Here is a 12,881-nt window from a genome sequence, read left to right as displayed (position 1 = left end):
CTGCAGGGGGGACCCTGTGGGAGAGTAGGACACCGCCGAACAATTATTGGGAAAACCCCCGCATCAATCGATGCGGGGGTTTTCTGCGTTACGGGCCATTCGCCCGGACCGACAAGGGACGCAAAGAAACGCAAAGGCGCCCCCCGGCTACAACCGGCCGGCCGCCTTCAGGGCCAGATACGCATCCGCCAGCGCCGGCGCGAGATCATCCGGTGTCGCGTCCACGACCGTCACCCCGTGCCGGCGAAGCTGCTCCGCCGTGCGCTGTCGTTCGCTCTGTGCCTGAGCCGCCGCTGCTGCCTCGTACACCGCCTCCGCATCGCCTCGGGCCTGCGCCATCCGGGCGATATGAGGGTCGGCGACCGAGGCGACGAGGACCGTGTGGCGTCGGGTGAGCTGGGGCAGCACCGGCAGCAGGCCCTGCTCCATGGGCGCCGCGTCGAGCGTCGTCAGCAGCACGATCAGGGAGCTGCGAGGCGCCGTACGCAGTGCCGTCGCTGTCAGCCCCCGAGCGTCGGTTTCGACGAGCTGTGGCTCCAGCGTGGCCATCGCGTCGACCAGGGACGGCAGGACGTCGCCGGCGGAGCGGCCCTGGACGAGGGCGCGGACCCGGCGGTCGTAGGCGAGAAGGTCGACGCGGTCGCCTGCGCGGGAGGCGAGCGCCGCGAGCAGCAGCGCCGCATCCAGTGAGGCGTCCAGGCGGGGAGCGTCGCCGACTCGGCCGGCCGAGGTCCGGCCGGTGTCGAGGACCAGGAGGATGTGGCGGTCGCGTTCAGGCCGCCACGTGCGGACGGCCACCGTCGTCTGGCGTGCGGTGGCGCGCCAGTCGATCGACCGGGTGTCGTCACCGGGGACATACTCGCGCAGGCTGTCGAATTCGGTTCCCTCGCCGCGGGTCAGCACGCTGGTGCGTCCGTCCAGCTCACGCAATCGGGCGAGTTTCGACGGCAGGTGCTTGCGGCTGGTGAAGGGGGGCAGAACCCGTACGGTCCAGGGCACCTTGTGGGCGCCTTGGCGGGTAAAGAGGCCGAGGGGGCCGTACGAGCGGATCGTCACGCGGTCCGCCTGGCGGTCGCCGCGGCGGGTGGGGCGCAGCCGGGTCGTCACGCGTCGGCGTTCGCCGGCCGGGACGGTGATGCGGTGCCGGGAGCCGTCGATCTCGGTGCCGGGCTGCCAGCTGCTGGGCGGCCAGGCGTCCCGCAGGCGGGCCCGCAGCAGCCGGCTGGACGGATTGGTGATCGTCAGGGTGACGTCGGCGGTTTCGCCGAGTCGGGTGGAGGTGTCGCCGGAGCGGGAGAGGACGAGGCGTCGTACGGGCGCCGCGAGTGCGTAGTCGCAGGCGCAGGCCAGGGCCAGGGTGCCGTTGACCGCGAGGATTCCGGTCCAGCCGGGTTCCAGGATGCCGACGGGGAGGGAGCCGAGTGCCGCGAGGAGGGCGGCGCGTCCGGTGAGGGCCATCAGCGGGGGACCGGGACGTGGGCGAGGATCGCGTGGATCACGGAGTCGGCGGTCACGCCCTCCATCTCGGCTTCCGGGCGCAGCTGCACCCGGTGGCGCAGGGTGGGCAGGGCGAGCGCCTTCACGTCGTCGGGCAGGACGTAGTCGCGGCCGGTCAGCCAGGCCCAGGCACGCGAGGTGGCGAGGAGGGCGGTGGCGCCGCGGGGCGAAACCCCGAGGGTGAGGGAGGGCGACTCGCGGGTGGCGCGGCAGATGTCCACCACGTATGCGGTGATCTCGGGGGAGACGGTCGTCCTGGCGACCGCGGCCCGGGCCGCTTCCAGGTCGGCCGGTCCTGCGACGGGGCGTACGCCGGCGGCGTGCAGGTCGCGGGGGTTGAAGCCGGAGGCGTGGCGGGTGAGGACGTCGATCTCGTCCTGGCGGGAGGGCAGAGGGATCGTCAGCTTGAGCAGGAAACGGTCCAGTTGGGCCTCGGGGAGAGGGTAGGTGCCCTCGTACTCGACCGGGTTCTGGGTCGCGGCGACCAGGAACGGCTCGGGGAGCGGGCGGGGCGTGCCGTCGACCGTGACCTGGCGCTCCTCCATGGCTTCCAGCAGCGAGGACTGGGTCTTGGGCGGGGTCCGGTTGATCTCGTCGGCCAGAAGGAGGTTGGTGAAGACCGGGCCGGGCTGGAAGGAGAACTCGGCCGTGCGGGTGTCGTAGACGAGGGAACCGGTCACGTCGCTCGGCATGAGGTCGGGGGTGAACTGGACGCGCTTGGTGTCGAGTTCCAGTGCGGATGCCAGTGCCCGGACGAGCAGCGTTTTGGCGACTCCGGGGACTCCTTCGAGGAGAACGTGTCCGCGGCAGAGGAGGGCGACGACGAGGCCGGTCACGGCGGGGTCCTGGCCGACCACGGCTTTGGCGATCTCGGCGCGCAGGGCTTCCAGGGAGGCCCGGGCGGTGCCCGAGTCCCCGGTGTTCCCGGCGTTGTCAGTGGTCGGGTCCATCATGAACGGCGTACCTCTCTTTCGAGGGCGTCGAGTTGGTCGGTGAGGGCGATGAGAGCCGCGTCGTCGCCGGGCGGCGGTCCGAAGAGGAGGGAGTGCAGGGCCTGTCCGTCGCCGTGGAGGTGGGCGGACAGGGCGGGGAGCAGTGCTTCGGGCGCGTGTGCCTGGGCGGCGGGGACGCCGATGAGGGGGGCGAGGCGCGTGCGGGTGGTGGAGCGGAGAGCGGCGGCGGCCCGGTCGCGGGCGTTGGCCTTGCGGTAGAGGCGGGCACGGCCTTCGACGGTTTCGGAGGCGCGGATCGCGACGGGGAGTTTCTCGGGCACGAGGGGGCCGAACCGGCGGGCCCGCCAGAAGGCGGCGAAGGCCGCCGCGATGAACAACTGCAGGGTGGCCCAGAGCCAGCCCGAGGGGAGCAGGTCGACGAAGGTCTTCTGGTCGCCGGTGCCGGTGGCGGAGGCGTCGGAGAGCGAGGGGAGGTACCAGACCAGATGGGGGCGGGAGCCGAGGAGTTGAAGGGCGAGCGAGGCGTTGCCCTGCTGGCCGAGACGCTTGTTGTAGAGGATGTCGGGCGCGCCGAGCACGACAGTGTCGCCGCCCCCGGAGTCCGCCGGGATGCGGAGCAGGGTGGCGAGGCGCTGGCTGGGGTAGCAGGAGTCGGCGTCGAGGTGGGTGGTGGTGTAGCGGATGCCGCCGGTGTCGGCGCTGCCCGCGCGCCGGGCTTCGGCCAGGGTGCAGTGCGGTTCGAGGGTCGAGCCGCTGCTGGTGGCGGGGTCCGCGGTGACACCGGGAGCGAGTCGCTCCACCGACCAGCTGCTCGCGGCCACGAGGACGGTGCGTCCGCCGGTGGCCGCCGTCGCCGCGTGCAGGCGGGTCTGCTGACGGTGGGTCAGGCGGTCGGGGACGGCGACCAGGAGTGTGGTGTCCGGGCCGGCGGCGGCTCGTGCGGCGCCGAGCGAGGTGACGACGCGTGTGGAGACGCCCCGGTCGGCGAGGAGTTCGGCAACCGCCCGGCTGCCGTAGGGGTCCACGGAGCGCGGGTCGAGTTGCCCGTGCCGGGTCTGGGAGCGGACGGCGGCGATGGCGACGGCCGTGACCAGGATGAGGACGACAGCGAGGGCGATGCCTCGCCCACGGGTCCACACCTGGCGGGCGGTGGGCGACGCCGAGGTGGCCGGCAGGGTGGCCGCGTCGGTCATTCGGCGGCTCCCCGGCGGTGGTGGGCCGTGCTGCTGGTGCTGCTGGTGAGGTTCGTCAGGACCGGCCGGCTGCGTTCCAGGTCCCGGTCGAGTTCGGCGATGCGCCGGTACGACTGTTCGTCGGCGCTGCGGCCCCCGTATGTGACGTCGTCGAACTCCCGGGCGGCGGAGCGGAGCCGGTCCGTGTACGCGGGGAGGGCGCGGCCGGCCTCGGCGGCCGCTTCGTCGGCGGTGCGGCCCGGGCGGCTGTCGAGCAGGGCGCGTTCCTCCAGCGAGCGGACGATCGCCCGCATGCGCTCCTGGAGCGCCTGGTTCCAGTGGCCCTGGGCGGCATGGGCCTCGCCGGCCGCGCGGTGTTCGGCTGCGCTGCGGGGGCGGTCCTCGAACAGGGCCGCTGCGGAGACGGGCCGGCGGCGCGGGGTGCCCAGGCGCCACCACAGGGCGGCCAGGACGGCGACGACGAACAGGACGACGACGAGCAGGCCGAGCGTGCCGCCGGGGGTCGCCGACGCGGCCTGGTCGAGCAGCTTGCCGACCCAGTCCCAGAAGGCGTTGAGGGCCCGCTGGATCAGGCCGGGGTCGTTCTCGTGGTACATCCGCTTGGACAGCTCGCGGCGTGCCGCCTCCCGTGCGGGATCGCGCGGTGTGGTCACGGGCGGCCCGCCGCCGGAGTCGCCGGCCGTGAGGACGGTTGCGTGGGCCGCGCCCAGCAGGCGTCGTACGGCTGATCCGGCGGCGCCCGGCAGCGCCGGTACGGCCGTGAGAACTCCCCCCGTCGGGCTCACCGCATCAGCTCCCCGGGACGGGGCCGGGGGCGGTGGCACCGGGGCTCTGGACACCGGCGGCGCGGGCCAGTTCGATGTCGAGGGCCTCGCGGCGGATGCGCTGGTCGATGTACAGGAGCACGGTGACGCCCGCGTTGATGGGGAGCGTGACCATGGAGCCGATCACCGCGCCGACGCCGCTGACGATGAGGAAGGTCCAGCCCGGGTTCTGGTTCTGGGTCGCGAAGAAGCCCACCATGCCGTCGCCGCTGACAGCGGCGGCGAGGAACCGGAAGGGGACCTCGACGAGGCCCGCCACGATGTTGGCGATGAGCCCGGCGAGCAGCTGGATGCCGAGGACGCGCCACCAGGAGCCGCGTACGAGCTTCGCGGAGCGGCTCATGGACTTCACGACGCCCTGCCGTTCCAGCATCAGGGCGGGCGAGGAGAGGGAGAACCGGACCGTCAGCCATGCCGCGACGACGGCGGCCCCGAGGATGCCCACGACGAGCAGGGCGATGGTCGCTCCGTCGTTGCCGCCGGCGACCCCGACGATGATGCCGGGCAGCGCGCCGCAGAGGACCACGCCGAAGCTGATGAGACCCAGCAGGAACAGCAGCCCGAACAGCTTGGGGATCTGCGGGCGGGCGTCGCGCCAGGCCTCTCCGAGGCTGACCGGCTTGCCGAGGACGGCGCGGCTGGTGACGGTCGTCAGCAGGGCGGTCGCGATGATGCTGCCGATCACGGCGATGACGCCGACGGCCGCGAGGCCGGTCATGACGGTGCCGAAGGCCCGGAGTATCTCGCTCGCGGAGGCGCTGGGGTCGTTGAGGGTGTCGACGGTCTCGTTGTCGCCGAGGACGAGGCCCTGCAGGAGGATCATGCTGACGTTGATGAGGACCGAGACCGTCAGCGAGATGCCCAGGACCGTGCGCCAGTAGGTGCGCATGGTGGAGACGGCGCCGTCGAGGATCTCGCCGACGGCGAGCGGGCGCAGCGGGATGACGCCGGGCTTGGCGGCGGGCGGGGGACCGCCCCAGCCGCCGCCCCAGGCCCCGTAGCCGCCGGGAGGGCCACCGGGAGTGCCGTAACCGCCGGGAGGCCCGCCGTAGCCGCCGCCTCCGTATCCGCCGGGGCCGCCGGGCTGTCCCCCGCCCCAGCCGGGGCCGGGCGGTGGGGGTGGCGGGGCCTGGCCCGGGCTCGGGGAGCCCGTGGGCGCGGACCACTGGCCGGGTGGCGGCTGCTGGTCGGACCACTTCGCGCCTGGGCCCTGCGGGTCCGCGCCGGGCTGCGCAGCCGGCTCGGACGGCTCGGCGGGGCCGGTGGGGCCTGGACGGTCGGCGGGTTCGGCGGGGCCGGACGCGCCGGGTTCCCGCCCGTCGGACGACGGGGCGGATCCGGGCGAGGCCCAGCCCGGAGTGTCAGTCATCGAAGCTCCTTCACGGTGCCCGTCCGCGGGCGCGGCGGCAGGTTGGCAGACATCGTGCCACGGGGTGGTCGTCGGGTGACCGGCCGCGGTAGGGGCTGCATGCCTTCAATTGTCCGCCGGATCCGGGGCAGACTGACCGCATGGCTGATCAGTACGCGCAACCCGGCGAGGACAAGCGGCCGACCGAGATACCTGCGATCCGATGGGAGGAACCACCCGAAGGCCCCGTCGTGGTCCTTCTCGACCAGACGCGGCTCCCGGCCGAGGAGGTCGAGCTGGTGTGCACGGACGCGCCGGCGCTGGTGGAGGCGATCTGCTCGCTCGCCGTTCGCGGGGCGCCGCTGCTCGGGATCGCGGGGGCGTACGGTGTCGCGCTCGCCGCCGCGCGGGGCTTCGACGTGGAGGAGGCCGCACGGGCGATCGAGGGTGCCCGGCCGACCGCGGTGAACCTTTCCGTCGGGGTGCGCAGGGCCGAGTCCGCTCATCGCGCGGCGCTCGCCAGGACCGGTGACCCCACGGCGGCCGCCACGGCGGCGCTGGCCGCGGCGCGGACGCTGCACCGGGAGGACGCCGAGGCCAGCGCCCGGATGGCGGCCCACGGGCTGGCGCTGCTGGACGAGCTTCTGCCGGGCGGCGGGCACCGGATCCTGACCCACTGCAACACCGGTTCGCTGGTGTCGGGCGGGGAGGGGACGGCGTTCGCGGTGGCGCTCGCCGCGCACCGGGCGGCGCGGCTGCGGCGGCTGTGGGTGGACGAAACGCGTCCGTTGCTGCAAGGTGCTCGCCTGACGGCGTACGAAGCGGCCCGCCACGGGATGGCGTACACCTTGCTCACCGACAACGCGGCCGGTTCGCTGTTCGCGTCGGGTGAGGTGGACGCGGTGCTGATCGGGGCGGACCGGATCGCGGCCGACGGTTCGGTGGCGAACAAGGTGGGGAGCTATCCGCTCGCGGTGCTCGCGCGGTATCACCATGTGCCGTTCATCGTCGTGGCTCCGGTGACGACGGTGGATCCGGACACGCCGGACGGGGCGTCCATCGAGGTGGAGCAGCGCGCGGGTTTCGAGGTGACGGAGATCACTGCACCCCAGGTGCCGGTGACGGGAGCAGGAGGCGGGATTCCGGTGGCACCCCTGGGGACCCAGGCGTACAACCCGGCGTTCGACGTGACGCCGCCCGAGCTGGTGACGGCCATCGTCACCGAGGAGGGAGCCGTTTCGCCCGTGACCGCCGAGGCTCTTGCGGAGCTGTGTGGCAGGTCACGCCAGGTAACGATTTAGTTAATGGGATGATGTCGTTTATGAAGGGAAGAGTCCTTGTCGTCGACGACGACAGCGCACTGGCCGAGATGCTCGGCATCGTGCTGCGTGGTGAAGGTTTTGAGCCGTCTTTCGTAGCCGACGGCGACAAGGCGCTGGCCGCTTTCCGCGAGACCAAGCCCGACCTGGTGCTGCTCGACCTGATGCTGCCCGGCCGGGACGGCATCGAGGTGTGCCGCCTGATCAGGGCCGAGTCCGGGGTGCCGATCGTGATGCTGACGGCCAAGAGCGACACCGTCGACGTCGTCGTGGGCCTGGAGTCGGGCGCCGACGACTACATCGTCAAGCCGTTCAAGCCCAAGGAGCTGGTGGCCCGGATCCGGGCGCGGCTGCGCAGGTCCGAGGAGCCGGCGCCGGAGCAGCTCACCATCGGTGACCTGGTGATCGACGTTGCCGGGCACTCGGTGAAGCGGGACGGGCAGTCGATCGCGCTGACCCCGCTGGAGTTCGACCTGCTGGTCGCGCTCGCGCGCAAGCCGTGGCAGGTGTTCACCCGTGAGGTGCTCCTCGAGCAGGTGTGGGGCTACCGGCACGCGGCGGACACGCGGCTCGTCAACGTGCATGTCCAGCGGCTGCGCTCCAAGGTCGAGAAGGACCCGGAGCGGCCGGAGATCGTGGTGACCGTCCGTGGTGTCGGATACAAGGCCGGACCGAGCTGACATGTCCGGGGACAGTGCCGCTTCGGCCCCCGGCCGGTCCGGGGCCCGTCCGGAGCGGCCTGTCGGCCGGGAGACGACGGGTTCGCGCTGGGGACGCCTCTTCGAGGGCGGGCTGCTGCAGGGAGGCGTCCAGGGCAGCCCGGTCCTTCGCCTGTTCATGCGCTGGGTGCGCCGCCCGCTGCTGCCCGTGATGCGGCTGTGGCGGCGCAACATCCAGCTCCGGGTGGTCGCCACGACCCTGCTGATGTCGCTGGGTGTGGTGCTGCTGCTGGGCTTCGTGGTGATCGGGCAGGTGCGCAACGGCCTGCTGGACGCGAAGGTGAAGGCCTCGCAGAGCCAGGCCACCGGAGGGTTCGCGGTGGCCAAGCAGAAGGCCGACGAGGCCGCCAGCGGCGCGGGGACGGGCACCGGTCCCGGCACGGCCGGCGCAGACGGGCAGCAGTCGCTGATCCCGTGGATGAGCGACCTCGTGGAGTCGCTCTCCAGCGGCGGCGCCGGCGCCTTCGACGTCGTGACCCTGCCCGTGGGCAACGACAGCGGCGGCGGACGCAGCCCGCGCTACTCCGGAGACGTCAGCCCGACCGACAGCGTGCCCGCCGATCTGCGCGACCGGATCAGCAGCAGTACGACGGCTGCCCAGAGCTACACCCGCATCATCTACAGGAACGGCAAGGAGTCCCAGCCCGCGCTGGTCATCGGCAAGCAGGTCAACGACCCCAACGGGCATCCGTACGAGCTGTACTACCTCTTCCCGCTCACCCAGGAGGAGAAGTCCCTCAGCCTGGTCAAGGGCACGCTCGCGACCGCCGGGCTCTTCGTCGTCGTCCTCCTCGGCGCGATCGCCTGGCTCGTGGTGCGGCAGGTCGTCACGCCGGTGCGGATGGCGGCCGGCATCGCCGAGCGGCTGTCGGCCGGGCGGCTGCAGGAGCGGATGAAGGTCACCGGCGAGGACGACATCGCGCGTCTCGGCGAGGCCTTCAACAAGATGGCGCAGAACCTCCAAGTGAAGATCCAGCAGCTGGAGGACCTGTCGCGGATGCAGCGGCGGTTCGTCTCGGACGTCTCGCACGAGCTGCGCACGCCGCTGACCACCGTGCGGATGGCCGCCGACGTCATCCACGAGGCCCGCGAGGACTTCGACCCGGTGACCGCCCGGTCGGCCGAGCTGCTCGCCGACCAGCTGGACCGGTTCGAGTCGCTGCTCGCGGACCTGCTGGAGATCAGCCGCTTCGACGCGGGCGCGGCCGCGCTGGAGGCCGAGCCGATAGACCTCCGGGAGGTCGTACGGCGGGTGGTCGGCGGAGCCGAGCCGCTCGCCGAGCGCAAGGGCACCCGCATACGCGTCATCGGCGACCAGCAGCCCGTCGTCGCCGAGGCCGACGCCCGGCGGGTGGAGCGCGTGCTGCGCAACCTCGTCGTCAACGCCGTCGAGCACGGCGAGGGCAAGGACGTCGTCGTCAAACTCGCCGCCGCGGGCGGTGCGGTCGCCGTCGCGGTGCGCGACTACGGCGTCGGGCTCAAGCCCGGCGAGGCGACCCGGGTCTTCAGCCGCTTCTGGCGGGCGGACCCGGCACGCGCGCGTACCACCGGCGGTACGGGCCTGGGGCTGTCGATCGCCCTGGAGGACGCCCGGCTGCACGGCGGCTGGCTGCAGGCCTGGGGCGAACCGGGCGGCGGCTCCCAGTTCCGGCTCACACTGCCCCGCACCGCGGACGAGCCGCTGCGGGGTTCGCCGATACCGCTGGAGCCCAAGGACTCGCGGCGCAACCGCGGGCTCGACGACGCGGGCCGGCGCCGTGGCGGCGAGGAGAAGCGGGCCACGGTGCCGGTGCAGCCGGGCGGCGGGCAGGTACCGCCGCTGCCGGCGCGCGGCGCGATCGCGCCGCGTCTGGCCACCGTGACGCCCGCCGCCGACCCGAGCGCGCTGCCCGGCAGCGGCAACGGCGCGCGCGTGGTGCCCCGGCCCACCGGCGGCACCCGCCGCCCCGACGACCCGCCCGCGCCCGGCCCGGGACCCGACACACACGCCGCTGCGCCGGACGCGGACGCACGCAAGGACTCGAGCGAGCCAGGGGAGGCATTTCGTGGGCGTTGACCGCGAGGGGGGCGTCCGGCATCGGTCCGGACGCGCGGTGGTCTTCGCCGCCTGCGGAGTCGTCCTGCTGACCGGGTGCGCCTCGATGCCCGACAGCGGCGACCTGCGCAACGTGGAGTCCACGCCGCGGCAGGACACCGGCGTGCGCGTGTTCGCCATGCCGCCCGCCGAGGACGCCGAGCCCAGCGAGATCATGCAGGGCTTTCTGGAGGCGCTGACCAGCGACGACCCGCAGTACGAGACCGCACGCAAGTACCTGACCGCCGATGCCGCGCGCGCCTGGCACCCCGAGCGGTCGGTCACCGTGCTCACCAACGGCCCGAGCGTCGTACCCGACGGCCAGCCGGCCGGCCGGGAGGGCGACGGCAGCCTCACCTACGTCCTGACGGGCAGCCGCGTCGCCACGATCGGCGGCTCCCTAGCCGGTGCGGCGGCCGGCGCGCAGCAGGCGTACGCGCCCGCCGAAGGGCCGTACCGCAAGAAGGTGCACCTGACGAAGGACGCCAAGAGCGGCCAGTGGCGCATCGACTCGCTGCCGCAGGGCGTCGTCATGGGCAAGACGGACTTCCAGCGCAACTACACGTCCGTCAACAAGTACTACTTCGCCTCGCAGACGACGGTCGGGGCGACCGGGCAACCGGTGGCGGTCGCCGACCCGGTGTTCGTCCGCAGCAAGGTGGACCCGATGACCCAGGTGGTGCGGTCGCTGCTGAGCGGTCCGACCAGATGGCTCGCGCCGGTGGTCAGGTCCAGCTTCCCGACCGGTGCGGCCCTGCAGAAGGGCGTGTCGGGGCTCGCGCCGGACGACCAGAACCGGCTGACGGTGCCGCTGAACGGCAAGGCGTCCGGGATCGGGCAGGCCAAGTGCACGGAGATGGCGACCCAGTTGCTGTTCACCCTGCGGAACCTGACGCCGACGCTGCAGTCGGTCGAGTTGCAGGGTCCCGGCGGGCGGCTGCTGTGCGACCTGAACGAGCGGCGTGCCGAGTCCGTGGCGTGGCATGCCGCGGCCCAGCGGCCGCCGCAGTACCTGTACTTCCTCGACGGCAAGCACCGGCTGGTGCGGCTGGCGACCGAGACACCGGGGACCAGCGCGGTTCCGGTGCCGGGCCCGCTGGGGGAGGGCGACAAGGAGCTGCAGTCGGTGGCCGTGTCGCGCGACGAGCACACCGTGGCCGGGGTCGGCGCCGACGGCAGGTCGCTGTACGTGACCTCACTGGCGGCGGGCGGTTCGCTCGGGGACGCGGTGATCACCAGCCAGGGCGCGCGGACGGACGACCGGCTGACCAGGCCGAGTTGGGACGCCCGCGGCGACCTGTGGGTGGCCGACCGCGATCCGCACGCGCAGAAGCTGTACGTCCTCAGGCAGGGCGTCGGCAAGCCCGTGCAGGTCGCCCTTCCGAGCCTGCCAGGGGCCATCCAGGACGTGCGGGTGGCCGCCGACGGGGTGCGGGTGGCGCTGGTCGTGGAGAAGGACGGCAAGCAGTCCCTGCGCATCGGCCGGATCGAGGGGGACGGCAAGCCGGGGGAGCGTCCCTCGGTCGTCGAGCTGCGCTCGGCCGCCCCGGACCTGGAGCAGGTCACGGCCATGTCCTGGGCCGGGGACAGCCGGCTGCTCGTGGTCGGCGTCGAGCAGGGAGGCGTGCACCAGATGCGGTACGTGCAGGTCGACGGCTCCACGCTGGACGGCCCGGCGCCCGCGGCCCTGTCGGGCGTGAAGGCGATCGCGGCGTCCGAGGACGAGGGAGTACCCCTGGTCGCCTGCTCGGAGGACGGGATCGTGCGGCTGCCCTCGGGGGCCCAGTGGCAGAAGGTGGACAAGGACGGGACGGCGCCGGTCTATCCCGGCTGAGTCCAGCAACGCCGCCCGTGCCTCCGAGCTCCTGGGGGGCCGCGGCGCCGACGCGGACCGGGGTTGCAGCGCCGGCCCTACTGGCGGTCGCAGGTCCCTGAGCGGGCCGCCGTGAAACGCCTCTTCGACCGCACCCGGGGCATTCACCGGCCTGCGCGGGCCCGGGCGGCAGGCCGATCCCGCCAGTCGCTGACCGCGTCGAGGGCGAGACCACCGGAGCCGGTGGCGGTCGGCGGGCCTGGTCCGCGCCCGGAAGCGCGGTTGTCGACCAGATCACTCCGTTACGGTCAGGCACTCGGCGAGCAGGTCGACGACGTCGTGCCAGGCTCGCTGCGCGTGCCGTGGGTGGTGGCCGACGCCGGGGACCGTGGGGTGGTCGACCGGCGGGTGGTGGAAGGCGTGCAAGGCGCCGCCGTAGACCACGAGGCGCCAGTCGACGCCCGCGGCCTGCATCTCGGCCGTGAAGGCGTTCCGTTGCGCGGGCGGCATGATCGGGTCCTCCGACCCGACCCCGGCCCACACCGGGCAGCGAATGCGCGCCGTCTCACCCGGTCGGCCCGTGGTCAGTCCGTTGACGGTCGCGATCGCGCGCAGGTCGACGCGTCGCGCCCGAGTTCCAGCGCGACGGCGCCCCCGGTGCCGTAGCCGACGGCGGCGATCCGGTCCGGATGGGTCCGCGGCTCGGCGCGGAGCACGTCGAGCGCCGCGTGGCCGATGCCCCGCATCCGGTCGGGGTCGGCGAGCAGCGGCATGCAACGGGCCAGCATCTCCTCGGGGTCACCCAAATAGCGCCCGCCGTGAAGGTCGAAGGCCAGCGCTACGTATCCCAGCTCGGCGAGAGCATCGGCCCGGCGGCGCTCGACGTCGCTGAGCCCCATGCCCTCTGGCCCGAGCAGCACCGCGGGCCGGCGATCGACTCCGGCCGGCAGTGCGAGGTGCCGGATCATCGTCAGACCGTCGGCCGGGTACTCGACCGTGCGCGTGGTGATCGTCGTCATGCGACTGGACTGTAGTGATCGTCAAGTTCGGCCGGGCCGCTGCTCTGCCGCCGGCAGAACACCGGCCCGCCAGAACAGAGGGCCGTCCTCGGTTGTCCACAGGGTGTTGTCCACAGGGGTGG

The 12,881-nt window shown here is 73.2% G+C and carries 9 protein-coding genes and 1 pseudogene; 4 read left to right on the top strand and 6 right to left on the bottom strand.

What is annotated here, in order from left to right; all coding sequences use genetic code 11:
- Nucleotides 1–147: 147 nt before the first annotated feature.
- The 5 genes from ACZ404_RS35810 to ACZ404_RS35790 are packed head-to-tail and all read right to left on the bottom strand — an operon-like array spanning nucleotide 148 to nucleotide 5,836.
- On the bottom strand, nucleotides 148–1,458 hold the full coding sequence (locus ACZ404_RS35810; protein WP_468447378.1) for a DUF58 domain-containing protein: 1,311 nt from the start codon (nucleotides 1,456–1,458) through the stop codon (nucleotides 148–150).
- Complete coding sequence (locus ACZ404_RS35805) at nucleotides 1,458–2,447, bottom strand: AAA family ATPase (RefSeq protein WP_468447376.1); 990 nt, start codon at nucleotides 2,445–2,447, stop codon at nucleotides 1,458–1,460. The genes ACZ404_RS35810 and ACZ404_RS35805 overlap by 1 nt, the downstream gene beginning before the upstream one ends.
- On the bottom strand, nucleotides 2,447–3,643 hold the full coding sequence (locus tag ACZ404_RS35800; protein ID WP_468447374.1) for a DUF4350 domain-containing protein: 1,197 nt from the start codon (nucleotides 3,641–3,643) through the stop codon (nucleotides 2,447–2,449). Before ACZ404_RS35800 ends, ACZ404_RS35805 begins: the two co-directional genes overlap by 1 nt.
- Nucleotides 3,640–4,428, bottom strand: a complete 789-nt coding sequence (locus tag ACZ404_RS35795) for a DUF4129 domain-containing protein (protein ID WP_468447372.1) — start codon at nucleotides 4,426–4,428, stop codon at nucleotides 3,640–3,642. The genes ACZ404_RS35800 and ACZ404_RS35795 overlap by 4 nt, the downstream gene beginning before the upstream one ends.
- A 4-nt stretch (nucleotides 4,429–4,432) precedes the next feature.
- Nucleotides 4,433–5,836, bottom strand: coding sequence for a DUF7847 domain-containing protein (locus tag ACZ404_RS35790; protein ID WP_468447370.1), 1,404 nt, complete (start codon nucleotides 5,834–5,836; stop codon nucleotides 4,433–4,435).
- Between the two features lie 140 nt (nucleotides 5,837–5,976).
- Here ACZ404_RS35790 and mtnA point away from each other — a divergent pair, with 140 nt between their 5' ends.
- Genes mtnA through ACZ404_RS35770 form a run of 4 tightly spaced genes read left to right on the top strand, consistent with a single transcriptional unit; the run spans nucleotide 5,977 to nucleotide 11,761 of the window.
- Nucleotides 5,977–7,116, top strand: a complete 1,140-nt coding sequence (gene mtnA, locus ACZ404_RS35785) for an S-methyl-5-thioribose-1-phosphate isomerase (RefSeq protein WP_468447368.1) — start codon at nucleotides 5,977–5,979, stop codon at nucleotides 7,114–7,116.
- Between the two features lie 8 nt (nucleotides 7,117–7,124).
- Nucleotides 7,125–7,814: a two-component system response regulator MtrA gene (gene mtrA, locus ACZ404_RS35780; RefSeq protein WP_207921802.1), complete on the top strand. Its 690-nt coding sequence runs from the start codon at nucleotides 7,125–7,127 to the stop codon at nucleotides 7,812–7,814.
- Between the two features lies 1 nt (nucleotide 7,815).
- Nucleotides 7,816–9,909 carry an MtrAB system histidine kinase MtrB gene (gene mtrB / locus ACZ404_RS35775; RefSeq protein ID WP_468447366.1) on the top strand — a complete coding sequence of 698 codons (2,094 nt, stop codon included), beginning with the start codon at nucleotides 7,816–7,818 and terminating at the stop codon, nucleotides 9,907–9,909.
- A complete protein-coding gene (locus ACZ404_RS35770; protein WP_468447364.1) occupies nucleotides 9,899–11,761 on the top strand; it encodes an LpqB family beta-propeller domain-containing protein in 1,863 nt (620 codons plus the stop codon). The genes mtrB and ACZ404_RS35770 overlap by 11 nt, the downstream gene beginning before the upstream one ends.
- Nucleotides 11,762–12,034: 273 nt before the next feature.
- Here ACZ404_RS35770 and ACZ404_RS35765 read toward each other — a convergent pair.
- Nucleotides 12,035–12,759: pseudogene (locus tag ACZ404_RS35765) on the bottom strand (dienelactone hydrolase family protein).
- Nucleotides 12,760–12,881 lie beyond the last annotated feature (122 nt).

It is taken from the genome of Streptomyces sp. NPDC030798 (assembly GCF_055572275.1).
The sequence above is the reverse complement of the archived record's forward strand: the minus strand, read 5'-3'. Positions and strand labels throughout refer to the sequence as shown.